The 16,668-nt window shown below is 68.4% G+C and carries 17 protein-coding genes and 1 pseudogene; 6 read left to right on the forward strand and 12 right to left on the reverse strand.

Annotation, left to right across the window (positions count from 1 at the left end):
• The first annotated feature begins 2 nt into the window (after positions 1 to 2).
• The gene (locus tag ACIPTO_RS33760; protein ID WP_401198485.1) at positions 3 to 377 is read left to right on the forward strand and encodes a hypothetical protein; all 375 of its coding nucleotides are present in this window, start codon (positions 3 to 5) and stop codon (positions 375 to 377) included.
• A 145-nt stretch (positions 378 to 522) separates the two neighbouring features.
• Here the strand turns inward: ACIPTO_RS33760 and ACIPTO_RS33765 are convergent, their stop codons facing one another.
• The 12 genes and pseudogenes from ACIPTO_RS33765 to ACIPTO_RS33820 all read right to left on the reverse strand — a co-directional run.
• Positions 523 to 798: a hypothetical protein gene (locus ACIPTO_RS33765; RefSeq protein ID WP_401198487.1), complete on the reverse strand. Its 276-nt coding sequence runs from the start codon at positions 796 to 798 to the stop codon at positions 523 to 525.
• Positions 799 to 1,091: 293 nt separating this feature from the next.
• Positions 1,092 to 2,258 (reverse strand): pyridoxal phosphate-dependent aminotransferase, encoded by a 1,167-nt coding sequence (locus tag ACIPTO_RS33770; RefSeq protein ID WP_401198489.1) that lies wholly within the window; start codon positions 2,256 to 2,258, stop codon positions 1,092 to 1,094.
• Positions 2,259 to 2,311: 53 nt separating this feature from the next.
• Complete coding sequence (locus ACIPTO_RS33775) at positions 2,312 to 3,589, reverse strand: hypothetical protein (protein ID WP_401198491.1); 1,278 nt, start codon at positions 3,587 to 3,589, stop codon at positions 2,312 to 2,314.
• A complete protein-coding gene (locus tag ACIPTO_RS33780) occupies positions 3,589 to 5,088 on the reverse strand; it encodes an N-6 DNA methylase (RefSeq protein WP_401198705.1) in 1,500 nt (499 codons plus the stop codon). The genes ACIPTO_RS33775 and ACIPTO_RS33780 overlap by 1 nt, the downstream gene beginning before the upstream one ends.
• A gap of 5 nt (positions 5,089 to 5,093) precedes the next feature.
• A complete protein-coding gene (locus ACIPTO_RS33785) occupies positions 5,094 to 5,285 on the reverse strand; it encodes a hypothetical protein (RefSeq protein ID WP_383738798.1) in 192 nt (63 codons plus the stop codon).
• 230 nt (positions 5,286 to 5,515) lie between these two features.
• Positions 5,516 to 6,133 carry a hypothetical protein gene (locus ACIPTO_RS33790; RefSeq protein WP_401198493.1) on the reverse strand — a complete coding sequence of 206 codons (618 nt, stop codon included), beginning with the start codon at positions 6,131 to 6,133 and terminating at the stop codon, positions 5,516 to 5,518.
• Between the two features lie 19 nt (positions 6,134 to 6,152).
• Positions 6,153 to 6,455, reverse strand: coding sequence for a hypothetical protein (locus tag ACIPTO_RS33795; protein ID WP_401198495.1), 303 nt, complete (start codon positions 6,453 to 6,455; stop codon positions 6,153 to 6,155).
• Positions 6,456 to 6,598: 143 nt separating this feature from the next.
• Positions 6,599 to 7,624, reverse strand: a complete 1,026-nt coding sequence (locus tag ACIPTO_RS33800) for a hypothetical protein (RefSeq protein WP_401198497.1) — start codon at positions 7,622 to 7,624, stop codon at positions 6,599 to 6,601.
• A gap of 149 nt (positions 7,625 to 7,773) precedes the next feature.
• Complete coding sequence (locus ACIPTO_RS33805; RefSeq protein ID WP_401198499.1) at positions 7,774 to 8,805, reverse strand: ImmA/IrrE family metallo-endopeptidase; 1,032 nt, start codon at positions 8,803 to 8,805, stop codon at positions 7,774 to 7,776.
• On the reverse strand, positions 8,805 to 9,764 hold the full coding sequence (locus tag ACIPTO_RS33810; protein WP_401198501.1) for a hypothetical protein: 960 nt from the start codon (positions 9,762 to 9,764) through the stop codon (positions 8,805 to 8,807). Before ACIPTO_RS33810 ends, ACIPTO_RS33805 begins: the two co-directional genes overlap by 1 nt.
• 81 nt (positions 9,765 to 9,845) lie before the next feature.
• Entirely contained in the window at positions 9,846 to 10,742 is an 897-nt protein-coding gene (locus ACIPTO_RS33815; RefSeq protein WP_401198503.1) for a hypothetical protein, read from the reverse strand.
• Between the two features lie 252 nt (positions 10,743 to 10,994).
• A pseudogene (locus ACIPTO_RS33820) lies at positions 10,995 to 11,765 on the reverse strand (aminotransferase class I/II-fold pyridoxal phosphate-dependent enzyme); the annotation flags it as partial.
• Between the two features lie 129 nt (positions 11,766 to 11,894).
• Here ACIPTO_RS33820 and ACIPTO_RS33825 point away from each other — a divergent pair.
• From ACIPTO_RS33825 to ACIPTO_RS33845, 5 genes are all read left to right on the forward strand, one after another.
• The gene (locus tag ACIPTO_RS33825) at positions 11,895 to 12,206 is read left to right on the forward strand and encodes a hypothetical protein (protein WP_401198505.1); all 312 of its coding nucleotides are present in this window, start codon (positions 11,895 to 11,897) and stop codon (positions 12,204 to 12,206) included.
• A 376-nt stretch (positions 12,207 to 12,582) separates the two neighbouring features.
• On the forward strand, positions 12,583 to 13,137 hold the full coding sequence (locus ACIPTO_RS33830) for a DUF2617 family protein (RefSeq protein WP_366322519.1): 555 nt from the start codon (positions 12,583 to 12,585) through the stop codon (positions 13,135 to 13,137).
• A 95-nt stretch (positions 13,138 to 13,232) separates the two neighbouring features.
• Positions 13,233 to 14,828 carry a polyamine aminopropyltransferase gene (locus ACIPTO_RS33835; RefSeq protein ID WP_401198507.1) on the forward strand — a complete coding sequence of 532 codons (1,596 nt, stop codon included), beginning with the start codon at positions 13,233 to 13,235 and terminating at the stop codon, positions 14,826 to 14,828.
• Between the two features lie 87 nt (positions 14,829 to 14,915).
• The gene (locus ACIPTO_RS33840; protein ID WP_401198509.1) at positions 14,916 to 15,833 is read left to right on the forward strand and encodes an SRPBCC family protein; all 918 of its coding nucleotides are present in this window, start codon (positions 14,916 to 14,918) and stop codon (positions 15,831 to 15,833) included.
• A 44-nt stretch (positions 15,834 to 15,877) separates the two neighbouring features.
• Complete coding sequence (locus ACIPTO_RS33845; protein ID WP_401198511.1) at positions 15,878 to 16,666, forward strand: aldose 1-epimerase; 789 nt, start codon at positions 15,878 to 15,880, stop codon at positions 16,664 to 16,666.
• Positions 16,667 to 16,668 lie beyond the last annotated feature (2 nt).

A 16,668-nucleotide genomic window follows, 5' to 3' on the forward strand; every position in this document is an offset into this window, starting at 1 on the left:
TCATGCGACGCGACGCGAACCCCGGCGGAATGAACATCACCGGCAGCGGCAACCAGATCAATACGGGGAAGGTTGGCGGCGACCAGCGGCAGGTCTACATCAGCGGCAGCTCCGAAGACACCTCACTCCTCTTGGCCGCTCAGACGAAGCTGGCCGAGCTGAACGCCGCTCTTGAGGAGCACTCCGCCGAGCTGAGCAACCCCGACCTCGCCCGCCGTACCGCCTCCCGCATCGGCGAGGAACTGAACAGCGCGACCCCTGACCGGCGGCGCATCACAGAGAACTTGGAAGACCTCGGTCTGGCCGTCGGCGCCGTGGCATCCGTCATCACCATCCTGCAGGGGCTCGCAGCTGCAGTGGCCGCATTGCACGGTTGAAAGTCGGCTAACGGGCAGTAGGACTGGGAGCCATTGGGGAGCCAACTCGCTCCCCGGACCCCTTCGGAACCACCCGAGAGCAAGACAGAGAAACGCCCTGAACAGGGAAAACGCCATCAGGATTGGCAGGATCAGTATTCGAACCTCATCCACTGACGAGAGGTTCAAAGGCCACGATCACGGAGGGGTTGAGACCGCACTCCGCGCAGCGCTCCTTGTCGGTAACCCCTCCGTCCGGCCGTTCGTGCCTGCGCAATCGAGTGACCTCGCAGATGTGCCCGCAGTACAGGCGCACGCGCCAGTGCATGAACTCCTCGGGAGGAGCGGGCGGACACAGCAGCTTCTGCACTTCCTCGAACTGTTCATCAGACCATGGCGGTGCCTTGGCCAGTTGGCGCTGTACCCAGTCCGCGATGGCCACCGCCTCCTCCTGCCGCCGGTGATCTGCACGGGTCAGTCGATAGTCCTCAAGCGGTACGCCCCGGGCTGTATATCCGTACTCCACCGTTGAGACGCTATGGGGGTACTGGCTACCGCCGAGTTCGATCGGCCGGTCTGTACTCGTTCGAGTGCAAACCGGCTGCGAAGTCGCTGCTTCTCTCAGCCTCCCGCCATACCCTGTCCGGACAGCCTGGCCGAAGTTGCCGAAGAATGCGGATGTCCACCACCAGTGACGATCTCTCCGCGGTCATACCGAGACGCGTGGGCGTGAGTTCAGGACGCCAAGCTCCGCAGTCGGTCGACAGCCTCGTGAAGAACGTCGTCCTTCTTGCAGAAGGTGAACCGAACCTGGCTACGACCGGCGTCCGGGTCGTCGTAGAACACGGAGTTGGGGATGGCGACGACTCCGCACCGTTCGGGAAGCATGCGGCAGAAGGCATAGGCGTCCTTCTCCCCGAAGGGCGTGATGTCGGTGGTGATGAAGTACGTGCCCTGGGGCTGGTAGACCTCGAACCCGGCCGCGCGCAGGCCGTCGCCGAGCAGGTCGCGCTTGCGGCGGAGGTCGGCGCGGAAGTCTTCAAAGTATGAGTCCGGCAGGCGCAGCGCCTCGGCGATCGCGTACTGGAACGGGCCCGCGCTGACGTACGTCAGGTACTGCTTGGCTGTCCGCACGGCGGAGACGAGCGCACCGTTCGCCGTGACCCATCCAACCTTCCATCCGGTGAAGGAGAAGGTCTTGCCGGCCGAGCCGATGGTGACTGTGCGCTCGCGCATGCCGGGCAGGGCCGCGATGGGGCGGTGGGTGCCCGCGAAGACGAGGTGCTCGTACACCTCGTCGGTGACGACGAGCAGGTCGTGCTCGATGGCGAGTGCGGCGATGGCGCTCTGCTCGTCGGCGGTGAGAACCATCCCGGTCGGGTTGTGCGGGGTGTTGAGGAGAAGGAGACGGGTGCGCGGGGTGATCTTGGCGCGCAGCTCGTCCAGGTCCGGTCGGAAGGACGGTGCCCGCAGGGTGAGCGGTACGCGCTTCGCGCCGGCCATCGCGATGCAGGCGGCATAGGAATCGTAGAAGGGCTCGAAGGCGATGACCTCGTCGTCCGGCTCGAGCAGCGCCAGCATGGTGGCGGCGATGGCCTCGGTGGCGCCGGCGGTGACCAGGACCTCGGTGTCGGGGTCGAAGGCGAGGTCGTAGAAGCGCTGCTGGTGGTCCGCGATCGCGGCGCGCAGTTCCGGGATGCCCGGGCCGGGCGGGTACTGGTTGCCCTTGCCCTCCCGCAGGGCGCGGACGGCGGCCTCGCGGATCTCCTCGGGGCCGTCGGTGTCCGGGAAGCCCTGGCCCAGGTTGATCGAGCCCGTCGCGGTCGCCAGCGCCGACATCTCCGCGAAGATCGTCGTCCCGAGCCCGTCCAGCCTGCGATTCAGCAGCGGCCTGCCGTTCATGTCTCCACCGTTCTCACGCGGATGCTTGTCGGTTCTTCGGGGACCATCCTGACTCATTGCCGGTCATACCCCCGTGGTGAGGGGGCCCCAGTGGGGCGAGGAGCAGGAGCGCCCAGCTCTTCCGGCTCGGTTGTCGGTTCTCGGAGGACGCCGGCCTTCGCTGAGATGTCCCGCAGTAGTGCGTCCCGCAGAGTGTGCAGCGTCGTGATCTTGGCGACCAGGAGTCGCGCCGCGGCGTGCAGGGGCTCGGCCGTCGCGTGGAAGTCGGTGCGCGTGAACCGGTCCGGCCAGGTGACCTCCAGGCGCTTGAGGGCGCCGGCGGAGATTTCCCGGCCGTTCTGGCCCTGTGCAAGCTGTGCGATGTCGCTGCTCCTGCTCCTGAGTTCGTGGAGCAGCCACCAACCGTCTTCTTCGTCAATAGGTCGTACGGCAACGACGCCTCTGAGAGGTGTTGCTGGTCGGCTCGGCACGGCGATGTGTGCGCCGTCGGAACGGGTGCTCAGCATCAAGGTGCCGGGCGGATGCGCCTCGCCGTCGTTCGCAGGACTGCTCAGGCGGAACCTCTGGACGTGGGGCACGGGGAGGTCGTAGAGATCTTTAGGGGCTACTACATCGGTTACATCGGTGGTGGGTTCTGCGCGCAACGGGGGAAGCGAGCGTTCTGAACCTTTGCCCGTCTTCGGTTTGGCGACCTTCGCAAGCGATCGTGTCTCCCAGGGCGGAATCGTCGACGCCCAGTCGTCATGGAGGGCGTCGGCCAGTTCCACCGCCTTGCGGGCGGTCTCCTGGTAGAGGGTGGTCATCTCCTCGATGAGGCCGAATGTCTGGTGGTATGCATTGATTACGTCTGCCGGAGGAAGCGGAAACGGCATGCGGTGGAGGGTGCCGAGGCTGACGGTGGGCTCGACGTGTGCCGTCACGTCCTCGTCGATGCGAGCCTTCGCCGTGGGTGTCTGTAGCCAGATACGCAGCCATCGCGCTATGTGCGGTTCAGCACGGATGATGCCGATCGACCTGGTCGCTGTACATCCTGCGTGCTCGGCGGTGACCAGTGCGGAATCGCCCACCCGTCGGACGAGTACGACGGCCAGGTCGCCCTCCTTGAGGGTTGCCCGGCTGGGCGGGGAATCACCCGGCCGACACTCGTTGGCCCTGGGCGCGAGGATTCTGCCGTTCTGGACGAACGTCGAGCTGACGACTCCTGCAGTCTGCTCGGCAGCCGCGTCGTCGAGGAATCCGGAGGTGGTGTAGATGCGAGGCCGCTCGATCTTGATGGAGGTCGTCTTCCAAGCCGCCCCATCCGAGGCGCCCTGGTCCGCATTGGCTTCCATCAGATCTCCTCCATGACGTCCAGCAGCCGGAGTTCCAGGACACGCATCTGGTCGAGCTGATCGGCCAGTTCGAGCTTGAGTTGCTCGACCCGGCTTCGCGTGTCCCGTTCGGGGCTGGGGGGCTCCACGGCGTACGAGGTCGGCATCAGGCTGGACTCGTGGTCGGCGATCTCCTTGGTGGAGCAGCTTCGGGACCAGCCGACTGTGTCGTTGTACGGCGAGGCCGTGGCACCGTTCTCGGAGAGGCCACGCCAGGCCGCCAGAGTGGTCAGGATCAATGCCGTGTTCTTGTCGCCCAGCCTTCGCGCTCTCGAATCCGGGACCGGTTCGAAAGCTCGCCGCGCATTGATGAACAGCACCTGCTGGCGACGGTCCTGGGTACCCCAGCCGGGGCGCGCGCTCTTGTCCCTGTTGAGCACCCACAGACAGGCGGGGGCTTTGGACTGACCGAACACGCGAGGCGGCAGAGCGATCACGCACTCGACAAGGTCGTCACGCAGGAGACGTTGGCGGAGCCTTCGGGTGACGGGCTGCCTGCTGTTGGCCATCGTGTCGGCCATCAGGAAGACGGCACGTCCGGAAGGAGCAAGCGCGTGCGCGATGTGCTGAATCCATGCAGGGTTGGCGGACCCTAGGGACGGCGGTTCCTCCGGCCAGCGGGGATCGACAGGGACTGCGAGGCCCGACCGGCGAGTTTGCTCTGCCTCGCCCTCCAGCGCCCAGTTGCGCTGGTTGAAGGGAAGGTTGGCCAGGACGATGTCGTACGGCTCCGGTTCGGGCTCCGCGAGGCTGTCTCCGGGCGGGAAGACATGAGCCGTGATCCCCCGCACCGCGAAGTTCATGCGGGCCACCTGTGAGGTGTGGGCGTGCTGCTCCTTCCCCTGCAAGGACATGGTCGGGTCCAGCCCGACGCGTTCGCGGACGTAGCGGTGACTCTCGACAAGCAGTCCCCCTGAACCGCAGACCGGGTCCAGCACTCTGTGCCCGTCGCGAGGGACGGCCGCACCGACCATGAGGCGGGCCATGTCGTCCGGCGTGAAGTAGTGGCTGCCGTCAGCCTGGGCCTGGTCCGCCGAGAGGTCGCGTAGACAGTGGTCGAGCAGGGGCCTGACCAGCTGGGTGGAGCCGATGGCTTGGATGAGAGCGTGCAGTGATCCTTCGGAACCGGAGGGCGGAACGGGCATCAGGCTCCTCGTGCCCACGTCTGGGTCCTGCTCGTCGGCTGCGGGAAGCCAGTGGCTCAGACACTTGCTCACGGCAGCGCGGATTCCCGAACCGCGCTCTGCCGACTGCCCCAGCAACCACGACCATGTCGGTACGCCGGCGCCGGGATTGGCGTGCGCTTTTCGACTCAGGTACAGCAGTCCGAGGACGAGGCGAGTCGCGTCGTGGGCGTTCATCAGCCGCGAGAGGTGCGTGCGGTGCTGGTGCACTTTCGCGAGCACCTCGTCGAGCGAGGAGGCACTCTCGGCCTGCACGTGTCCTCCAAGGGCAACCATGTCGCTCACGAACCCACCACACCCAGGGCGCCCATGACCACGATGAGGAGCGTCAGGGAGCCGGCGAAGGTCAATGCTCCAGTCTTGAAGGCGGCAGTGGGACGCCCTCCCTCGACGACGGTCACGACGCTGCCGGTCAGAGCGGCGACAAGCGCCGCGAGGACCGCGATGATCACGTACATCAGCCTCAGCTGCACGACGTGGTTCCTTCCTGAGGTCGGGGGATCTCCCAGCGGACGAGTGAGCCGGTGATCCCTGGCTTCAGGAAGGACAGTAGAAGACGTAGGCTGCGCGCCGCTGGGTGCACGCCGTTTGGGATTTCTCTAGGCGCGCGCCCGCAATTCAGGCACTGTTAGCGAGTGCACGTCGTTTGGGATTCGAGACGGTGATCCACCGGATCTCACCACGCGTGGAAGCCTCATGGGCGTCAGGAGCGCAGGCGTTTCCACCACGGCAGGAGTTCGTGCAGGTGGACGCGAACGGCATCGAGGTATGCGGTCTCGTATTGGACGAGTTCGCTGAGGTCGATGACGGTCGGCGGGATGTTCATCTGAGTGTCGCTGGTGATGGCGGGCGCTTCCCATGCCTCGTGCATTGCAGCGCCAGCCGTCCGGCGGAGGTGTTGAACGAGGTTCTTGTAGGCATCGCCGACGGCGGGTGACTCCAGGGCGGTCCAGGCGAGATGGTAAGCGAGTTGGGCTTGGGTCTCCCGGAGGATTTCCGAGAGACGGACGCGTTCTTCTGCGGCTTGATCAGCGTGGCGGCGACGGATTGCGTACGGCATCTCCTTGTAGGTGGTGTAGGCGACGAAGGCTTCTGCGAAGGCCGCGCGGAGGCGTCCGCGCTCTTCTTCACGGGACCTACTCCGGGCCAGCCACAGGTTGATGGTTGCGCCGATGGCGGCTGCGAGGACGGCCCCGGAGACTAGGGCCGACGTCAGTGCCTCGGGTCCAGGCGTCGAGGATGTGGAAGCTGGAGTCGGGGTGGACGGTGTCGTCGCCGTGATCATGCTGGGTGAGGGAAGGGCTGGCGGTGGCGTGGTCATGCTGCCCTCCCTGATTCGGCTAGCTTCGGGCCTCGGGTGTGTGGTGGGGAGCCTCTTGTCCGGGCCATTCGCCGGTGAGGCGCCACCACTCTTCCTTGAGCAGGTGCGCGACGATCAACCCGAGCAGGATCGCCGGTCCGTCACGGCGTGTCCACTGCTGCTCGGCCGGGTCGTACGGGTACCAGATGCACAGGGCCCCCTCGGCGTAGCGGTGCGGTGATTCGCTTGGGCCGTCACTGTAGATGTGTGGTGTATAGGGGGAGCCGTGGCCGAAGACGATAGTGACGGTCTGCTCGGGGATGTCGGGCAGGTCGAAGTGCACGGCCAGCGCGAAGCCGCCCGGGTACCGGCGGGGAGGTCTTACGATCCTTGCCGTCGGGCCGCAGGCTTCGATGCCACGCTGGAAGGCGAAGCGAAGAGCCGGTCTGGTGAACCAGGCCGGCTCTCGCCACGCCACGGGCCGACTCACCGGTTGTCGGCCGGGGCGCCGTACGAGCGGACTGCGGGGATCGCTACGGGTGGACCGCCCAGCCCCAGGAGGGCGCTTGAGACCGGGCCCGATTGCCGCAGCGCCCCGATCTTCTGCGCGAGACCGCGAGAAGACGGGTCGTCGATGTACTTGTAGAAGACCCGAGACAGTGCCGAGAGGACGGCGTCACGATCGTCATCGTGAGCGAGTGCTTCATCCAGCCCAGCGGCCGCCGTATGCAGCCTGCGGGACGCGGTGTCGCGCGGGACGAGCAGCCGCACGTTCGGCGATACCCCGGCCGGGTCAACCGTGGCGTTTCCGGAGTCGACCCGTCGGGCCGCCTTCGTCAGTACGGTGCTCAGCGCGGTCGCCATTCCCATGCCGGGCTCGATGAACTCCCAAGCCCAGACGGTCAGGTTGTGGGAGGAGAAGCCCGGGACGCTGTACTGCTTGTTCCACGCCTTCAACAGGCGTACGACCCGACGCCGGGTGCGCTGCAAGGAAAGACTCCCGGAGGTGAACAACTCGACGTGGCGCTCGGGGTCGGAAGCCTCCCATGTGTCGTTCTTGAGGTTGGGAATCCACAGGCCCGAGGCGTCCTTGCGGGTCAACGCGACGACCAGGTCCACGGTGGGGTCCTGGCCGTCCGTCGGCTGGCCGAACGTCAGTTTCGGGCCGCGCTTGGAGGTCCCGCAACGGGCGTTCGGGTACACCTCGCGAACCGCGGGCCCCAACAACCCGCAGAGTTCTGCCGCGATGTCGGCAGGAGTCTCACCGCCACCGTCGGGTCCGAGCCGAGGGTAGACGCGGCGGTCGAGGACCAGGCCGCCGTCTCCGTCGCCGACCGGGTGAATGAAGGTGTGCTGGGCCAGTGATCCACTCGCGTAGGTTCGCAGGGATCCGGGGAATGCCGTGGCTGCGGAGCGGACCAAGGCCAACCGGTTGCGGGCCTCTGCCAACGGCTCGGCGTGGGCGTCGATCTGGGAGCGGATGTCGTCCAAGACGTCGTGGGTGTATCCCATCTGTTTCTCGATTCCTCTTGTGGGGCGTCAGAGCCCGGCTGTCAGGCCCGCCACAGCGGGCCGAGCAGCCCTGTAGCTGCTCACCACTACCTGACGTCACACCGCAGGAATCGTCCGGCCGAGGGGGCACCGGCATCCCGAGAGAGTGCTCAAGCGCAGTCGCGGCAGATGCGACTGGTGCCGTCGAACCGGCTCGGCGCCAGTACCAGGAAGCACCGGTCGCAGGCTCGATCCCGGCTCATGCGGGCGCTTGTGCAGGCACAATGCCCTTCGGGGCATGTAGCGTCGCCGCACTGCTCACATGGTGGGGCACTGACCTCGAACGCCTCGCCACATGTCTCGCAGACTGACTGGCTGCCGTACCAGGTACCACCGGTCCCCGGTCGTGGTACCGAGTACTTGAGCCAGGGGGCATTGTCCGGGACGAGGACCGCGACCACGTACTGCTCGTCGCACCAAGCTGCCTGCCCGTACACGACATCCCCCGCCCTGCCAGAGCGGTACTCGACGTACGTCTTGTCGTGCTGTGCCATGGCTCCGGTTCGCAGTGCCCTCTCGATCAAGGGGGTTCTGGACTGGTCGGAACCACGCGCCGGCGGGATCAGGCTTCGGGAGGAACTAAAGACTGTGGTGCCAGCACGGTCGAGTAGGACGACCGCGCCGCCTGAAAGGTATTCCGCTGCCCGGACACAGCAGGCTTCGCGCGACGCCTGGGAGCGCTGGAACAGCTCGACCACGTCCGTAGCGGATGGTCCCCGTAGGCGCACGTTCTCGGGAATCTCCCCTTCTGGAAGCAACACCCGGGCGGCGAAAGCGTCGCATGCCGCGTCCTCGAAGGCTTCCGAGTCCTGCGTAGCAAAAAGTGCCTGACCCAGGCCAGGATCCGTCTGCTGCAAGTGATGCCCCAGCTCGTGCAGGCCAGTGAACCCGCGGCGACGGTACGACCGGGAAGCGCCAACCACAAGCGTTGGCGGATCGGTCCTGTCCCTGTAACTTCCGGCGACAGAACACCGTCCTTCCCCGACCTCGGGTTCCGTCACCACCTGAACGTCCGGCCAGCGGCCCAGCTCACCCAGGGGGTCATCGCGGAGCGCAGCGAGACAACCCGGGTGAATCCGTTCGATGACGCCGAGCATGGCCTGCGCCTGCCGAGGCGCTTCCTCCACGAAACGCCGCCGCATCACGCATCCGATCCGGCGAGGTCCTCACCACGCAGAAACTGCCGGAGTCGCCCTTCCCAGTCCGGTTCCGCACCGCCGGTTTCGCGTGCAGCAAGGGCGAGCGTCCCATAACCGCCCGAAAGGCGAGCTTCTCCTTCGCTGACTCCCAACCGCTTCGCTCTACGAATCCACGTCTCTCGCCAACGGGGATGCTCTGCCGCTGTCACCAGAGCAGCGGGAAGGGGGCGCACGGTCTTGGCAACGGCATCAACGGAAAGTCCCGTCGCGCTCGCGACCGCTTCCACCTGTCCCGGCTTCAGAGGAACTGAGCCCCGCAAGATCCTCATCACCTCCGGCTGAGGGACCCCCAACGCTGCTCCCAGCGCCGGCAGATCGGGGAGACCGTTCAACAGTGCTCCCAGCGAGACGACCTTTTCCGTTCCTTTCGCTTCAGGCAGGCCAGGCGCTGCCCGCAGGGCGTCGAGGTCGTCTTCGAGCTCGGCTCGCACCTCTTCGGAAGGGTCGAAAACCGACGCGGGCACGGTGCCCTGTCGAGCCCCTGCTGGTACGGACGGCGCCCCCCCATCCGCCATCTCGGCAGCCCAAGCGACGAGGTCAGGCTCCCAAAGGTCCACCACGCGGTCGAGGACACGCAGAGGGACTGGGCCAGCAAGTCCCGCCCACACAGTCGACTCCACGCCGAAGGCGGTCCGGATGCCGTCCACCACCAGGCTGGCTGCGTCTTCCCCTGGAGGATCGATCGTCACGGGGACAGCGTTCACTTCGCGGTCGGCAATTCCCAGGACCAGTACAAGGAGACTGGTCTCCTCCCATCGTGCACGCCACACCTGGCCAACCGCGAGACGTACCTCTGCCGGGTCGCCGAACCTTGCTCGCAAGCCTTCAGCCGACAGCTCCTTCGGAGCCCGGACCGCAGCAGCCAGATCAAGGAAACGCTGGGGCACCACTGGTTCACTCATGGAGTCCTCCCGGGTGACATGGATGAACGGGTCCATCCATGTCTGACGTCACAACTGCCGTGGCGTCCGACCGCCCACGCGTCACTCCTCCTGCTGAGTTTCGCTGCACAGCCTGATCACCTCCAGCCCTACACCGTGAACGTCGTGATCTCCGATCAGCTGTCTCAGCCGCTCTCGGAGGCGCTTCACCTTCAAGAACGCTTGGCTCCGGCCGCATCCCAACAGCTCACGGACCTTAGCCTGCTGGTCCGCGATAGGCACGATGCTGCGCTCCTCAGGGGAGAGCATCCCCACGATCTCCGCGGCGGTCACGGCTGCATCGAGCTCCTCCTCGGCGGCCACTACGACCTCCTCGGGTGTCAACGCTGTGTCTCGGTAGGTACCGTCGGAACCCTCGTCCCTGCTCACGATCACCGGGTCCAGCACGATCGGGAACCGCGTAACGAAGACCTCGACCAACTGTGCGATCTCCAGGGAGCCACCAGCTGCGCTCAGGACTGCGCTGGCCACGGCAACGATCGACGCCCGGTCCGCAATCGGCGCCCGACGCGTGGTGCTGGACCACTTCGGGATCCGCACAGCCGAGACGGCCTGAGCGGCCTCCACCAGCTTGGCAGTGTCACCGGACCATGGAGCCCAGCCGCTGCCCGGCACCCTCCATCGCTTGGCGCCGGGCTGCCCTTCCGGGATCTGCTCGAACTCTGGCTCGGCGGAGAGCACCTCCTCCAAGCGTCGCCGCAACGCGCCCGGGCCTGTTTCACGTGCTCTGTCGATCAACCAGTTCCGAATCGACCTGCGCAGGATCCGCCCCATGGACGCGTCATCGGTCGCAAGGCTCTGCAGGTTGGAAGTGACAGCCTCGGCCCGTTCCTCGAGGAAATCACCGAACAGATCCTCCCAGTCTGCCAGCTGCCAACCCGCTGCAGGGGCGAGCACGGGGAACCGTCGCGCCTCCTCTTTCAGAAGCTTGTAAACCAAGCTCAGTCCTTCACGCCCCAGGTAGCCCAGGTCATGAAGCTCTTCGAACTCGGAGATGGCTGGCCTCCCTCCACGGCTGACGGAAACCGTACGCCCGAAATGATCCCCCTGTCCGGCTAGTAAGTGATCTGGGGAGGAACGATCTCGCCCGGAACCTCGGATCGAAGGCGACTCTCGGCCGATGAAGATGGGCGACCCGCGCGGGCATCAGCCCGTTTGCCCTCAGCTCGCCAACAAATAGGTAGGCGAAACAGCCTTGACCCAGCCGACCTTCCACCCCGTGAACGAGAACGTCTTGCCCGCCGACCCGATCGACACCGTCCGCTCCCGCATCCCCGGGAACGTGACGAGCGGGATGTGCTCGGCGTCGTCGAAGACCAAGTGCTCGTACACCTCGTCGGTGATCACCAACAGATCGCGTTCTACGGCGAGTTCGGCGATGGCGGCGAGTTCCTCGCGGGTGAGGACGGTGCCGGTGGGGTTGTGCGGGGTGTTGATCAGGAGGAGGCGCGTGCGGTCGGTGACGGCGGCGCGCAGCTCGTCCAGGTCGAGCCGGAAGCGACCCTCGGAGGGCCGCAGGGTGACCGGTACGCGGGTGCCGCCGGCCATGGCGACGCAGGCCGCGTAGGAGTCGTAGTACGGCTCCAGGGCGATGACCTCGTCGCCGGGCTCGACCAGGGCGAGGAGCGCCGCGGCGATGGCCTCCGTCGCGCCCGCCGTGACCAGGACCTCGGTGTCGGGGTCGTAGGAGAGGCCGTAGCGGCGCTGCTGGTGGGCGGTGATCGCGGAGCGGAGTTCGGGGACGCCGGGGCCGGGCGGGTACTGGTTGCCGCGTCCGTCGCGCAGGGCGCGCACCGCCGCCTCGCGGATCTCCTCGGGGCCGTCCGTGTCGGGGAAACCCTGGCCGAGGTTGATCGAGCCGGTCTTCAGGGCGAGGGCGGACATCTCGGCGAAGATCGTGGTCCCGAACTCGGCGAGCCGGCGGTTGAGGAGGGGGCGTGCGGTGGAGGTCATGCCCGTCATCCTGCGCCCAAGCTCTGGAGTTCCTCAACTCTGCTTTGGCAGGTGAGACGGCCGGGCATCTCTGCTTCACGCACCAACCGGGGCGCCCACGGGGGGCCGCTCCGGGGGAATCGGAAGGAGGGTGGGGCCATGTTCTTCGGCATCATCCTGGCGGTCGTCGCAGTGGCTTTCGTGGGCGCGGTCGTCCGCGCCGGGCGCAAGGACAGGATCGGCAAGGGACCGGGCCGGCGGTCGAGGCTCTCCGGCGGCAGCGCGGCCGGGTCGACCAGCTGGTGGGCGGGCGACGGGGGTTCGTCGTCCTCGGACAGCGGCGGGCACCACGGCGGCGGGCACCACGGGGGCGGCCACCACTCCTGCGGCGGCGGTCACTCCTCGTGCGGCGGCGGCCACTCGTGCGGCGGGGGGTCGTCCTGCGGAGGCGGTTGCGGCGGGGGGAACTGAGGGGGCGGGGGTCCCGAAAACATATCGAAAGCTATCGAAAGTGTCGGGGCGAAGGCCCCCGCGCTCGTCGGGGCACCGCTCTCCCCTGGTGCTCCGGCGCGCGCCTGACACGCCTGGGCGTACGCCTTGGTTGAACAGTTGAGCTGTGCAGCCCCCTGAGGGATGGAAACCCCACGAAGTTGGGTAAAAACGCTGTGGTGGCGCCATCGCTCATGATTCCCTCTCATACATCAACGCAGCCCCAACGCAGCCCCTCGAACGCCTGCAGGCACCTTCTCCTGACTGGGCTGACGGGCTGGCCGGGCCCCTCTCCCGGTGTCGAACGGGGTGCGCCGGACCCCACTCCTCCCTTTTTGCGTGCCAGCGGAGCCGATCCATGCTCACGACCCTGAAGACCTCCTACACCGATACGCGTGCGGCCGACCTCGCCTGGGCCCTCGGGCGTGAGCCGCTGCCCGCCCTGGCCACACTCGATCTCGAACTGGCCGGTGCGAAGCTTCAGTTGAGACTGCTCGGCGCATCCCACCAGGTACTCCTGGACGAGGAGCGGGGCAGCTGTTCGGAGACGGTCGCGTGCATCCCGGGTTCCAGTACGCCCCTTCCTCTCGGGGTCGCCAAGCGGGTCGGCGACTGGGAGTACGAGTTCGCGGCCCGGGTCGAGGTGCTGTCCCCGGGACAGTTCGCGGGCCGTGCCCAGGAACTGCTGGCCCTCGTCGCCGACCATCCCAACGGCCTCGCCGGGGTCTTCCCCGGCAGTCCGCACGCCTTCACCGCGCTGCTCGCCCAGCGGCACGAGGGCCAGGTGCACTGGCGCACCTGGCACGCCTACCCGCAGGACGGCCAGCTGGTCGCGACCCGCACACGGGTGGGGGTGCGCGTGCCCGCACCGGTGCCGGTACCGGTGGGGCACGCGATGCCGTCGCCCGTCTGAACCCCGGGGTCACCGACACCACTCCGGGGCGCCGTAAACACATTCCACACGTGTGGGTGACGAAGCGTGCCCACCATGTGACGTAACGTCGCAGCGTGATCGAACCGCACGCCCCGGCCCGTCCGGGCACCCAGCCACCGTGGGAAGGCCCCGCGCGGCTGCCCGTGCGGCCGGGCACGGGCCGGTTCCTGGTGCTCGCGGGCGTCTTCGTCTGCGCGGCCTGCGGACTCGTGTACGAACTCGAACTGGTCGCCCTCGCCTCGTACTTGATCGGCGACTCGGTCACCCAGGCCTCGGTCGTCCTCTCGGTGATGGTCTTCGCGATGGGCATCGGCTCCCTCGCGGCGAAGCGGCTGCGCTGGCACGCGGCGGCCGGTTTCGGCGCGGTCGAGGCGGCCCTCGCGCTGATCGGCGGCTGCAGCGCGATGGCGTTGTACGCGGTCTTCGCCTGGACCGGGAACTGGGGCGGTATATGGGCCCAGGGCCCGCGCTGCCTCCTGGTCGCCTTCTCCCTCGCCATCGGTCTGCTGATCGGCGCCGAGGTCCCGCTCCTCATGGAACTGATCCAGCGCATCCGCCGCCAGGACGCGGGCGGCGCGGTCGCGGACCTGTTCGCGGCGGACTACGTGGGCGCGCTGGTGGGCGGCCTGGCGTTCCCGTTCCTGCTGCTCCCCTTCCTGGGCCAGCTGACCGGCACCCTGCTCACCGGCACGGTCAACGTGGTCGCGGGCGGCTCCCTGGTCCTCGGCCTGTTCCGCCGCGACCTCACCCGCCGGGGCTGCTGGCTCCTGGTCATCACCAACCTCACCGTCCTCGGCCTGCTCGCCTCGGCCGCCGTCCTGGTCGACGACTTCGAACGGGCCGCACGCCACGCGATCTACGGCAAGGACGTCCGCGTCGCGCTCCAGACCGACGTCCAGGAGGTCGTCCTCACCGGCGGCGACCACGGCCGCCCCCTGGACCTCTTCCTCGACGGGCGGCTGCGGGTCAGCGGGAGCGACGAGCGCCGCTACCACGAGGCCCTCGTGGACCCCGCGATGCAGGGCCCCCACGCGCGCGTGCTCGTCCTCGGCGGCGGTGACGGCCTCGCCGCCGCCGAGGCGCTGCGCCACCGGGGCGTGCGCCGCGTCGACATCGTCGAACTCGACGCGGGCGTCGTCCGGCTGGCCCGCCACGACCCCGCCCTCTCCGCCCTCAACGACCACGTCTACGACGACCCGCGCGTCCACGTCACCACGGGCGACGCCTTCGACCGCCTGCGCGCGGTGCCTCCCGGCACGTACGACGTGGTCGTCGCCGACCTCCCCGACCCCGGCATCACGGCCAGCACGAAGCTGTACTCCCAGGAGTTCTACGGCCTCGCCCGCCGCGCCCTCACCGACCGGGGCCGGCTCGTGGTGCACGCGGGCCCGGTCGCCTCCCGCCGCCATGTGTTCTGGACGGTGGTCTCCACGGTCCGCGCGGCCGGTCTCCACGCCCTCCCGTACCGGGTCGGGGGCCGCGCCTCGGGCTACGCGGCGGGCCCCGACCGTACGACCGGCAGGTCCCGGGCGCCGGGCGACTGGGGGTTCGTGCTGGCGGCGCGGGGAGCGGCGCCCGCGGAGCCGGGACTGGAGAGCGAGGTACGGGCGGCGGAGCGGACCCGGGTGCCGGGGCTGGCCGCTTCCACGCTGGTGCATCCGCGGTACTGATCCCACGGGGTGCGCCCGCACCAACACGGCCGCACTTGGGGGCAACGGCAGGTGTACCCCCGGTCAACCTAGGTAGGCTCGGCAAGCATGGAGCATGAGGTGCACGTTCCGGTTCCGCCCGCCCGGCTGCGGGCCGCGCTCGCGGATCCCGCGAGGATCGCCCGCGCGGTTCCCGGCCTCCATCAGGACGCCGGCACCGAACCCGTCGCCGGGCGCCTGAAGGTCCGCGTCGGCAGCCACTCCATCACCTACCGGGGTGCGCTGCGCGTCTCCGCGCGGGACGACGGCTCGTACACGGTGGAGGGCGACGCGACGGAGACCCGCGGCACCGGTTCCGTCAAGCTCGCCCTCACCCTGCGCGTCCACGCGGCGGGCGACGGTTCCACCGTCACCTTCGACGGCACGGCGACGGCGGACGGCCGTATCACCGAACTGGCCCCGGACGCGGTGAGGTCGGCGGCGACGAGGCTGCTGGAGCGGTTCGCGCTGAACCTGGGGGCGGAGCCCGAGGACCAGCCCGAACAGCCCGAACCCACGCATCCCGCCGCCGAGTCCGGGACAGCGGAAGCCGACGGGCCCGCCGACGCCGAAGCGGTCGACGGCATCGACGGCATCGACGGCATCGACGACATCGACGGCATTGAAGACCCCGACGACCCCGACGACCCCGAAGACTCTGACGACCCCGACGACCCCGACGGCATTCCCGAGATCGCCGACACCGTCGCCGGTATCGGTGACATCGGCGGTCTGGACGACCCCCACGTCTCCGAGTCCTTCGACGGCACCCCGGTACCTCCCGCCGAAGCCGCGCACGCGCGCCGCACGATGATCGGCCGCAGCGCGGAGGAGGTCGACCACGCGCCCCCGCGCGGCCGTTACGCCCCCGTCCCCGCCCCGCAGGCCGTCTCGACGAACGCCACGCTCCGCTGGGCCGCCCCCGCCGCCGCGCTGGTCGTGGCGTCGGCGATCGTGGTCAACAGGGTGCTGCGCAAACGCCGTTGACGGGCCGCCGTCCGCCCTCCCGATCCGCCCAGTAGGGTCGTCGCGTGAGTAACGAAGAGATCACGCTGACCGCGGGTGACGCGGAAGTGACGGTGCAGCCGGGCAACGGCGGCCGTATCGGAGGACTGCGCGTCGGCGGTACCGAACTCCTGCGCCAAGGCGAGCGGTTCGGGTGTTTCCCGATGGTCCCCTGGTGCGGGCGGATCCGCGACGGCCGCTTCCTGGACGGCGGGACCGTCCACCAGATGCCCCTCAACTCCCCGCCGCACGCCATCCACGGCACCGTCCGCGACGGCGTCTGGCGCACCGCCCGCCGTTCGGCCGACGAGGCGGTCATCACGTACGACCTGGTCGAGCCGTGGCCCTTCCCCGGCCGCGTCACCCAGGCCGTCGCGCTGACCGGCGACTCCCTGACGGTCACGACGGCGGTGGAGGCGCACGGGGACTCGTTCCCGGCGCAGATCGGCTGGCACCCGTGGTTCCGCCGCAACCTCGGCGGCGAGGACGTGACCGTCGACTTCAGCCCGGCCTGGCAGGAGGAGCGCGGCGACGACCACCTCCCCACCGGCAAGCGCGTCGACCGCGGACCGGGCCCCTGGGACGACTGCTTCGGCATGCCGGGCGGTGTCGACGTCACGCTGACCTGGCCGGGACAGCTGGAGCTGAAGGTGACGAGCCCGGAGGAGTGGGTCGTCGTCTACGACGAGCAGGAGGCCGCCGTGTGCGTGGAACCGCAGACCGGTCCGCCCAACGGCCTCAACACCCTGCCCCGGCTGGTCACCCCGATCGAGCCGCTGGAAGCCACGATGACCTGGACTTGGACCAGGCCCTAGGC

It is taken from the genome of Streptomyces sp. NPDC090083 (genome assembly GCF_044747445.1).
In the GTDB taxonomy this organism is placed as follows: domain Bacteria; phylum Actinomycetota; class Actinomycetes; order Streptomycetales; family Streptomycetaceae; genus Streptomyces.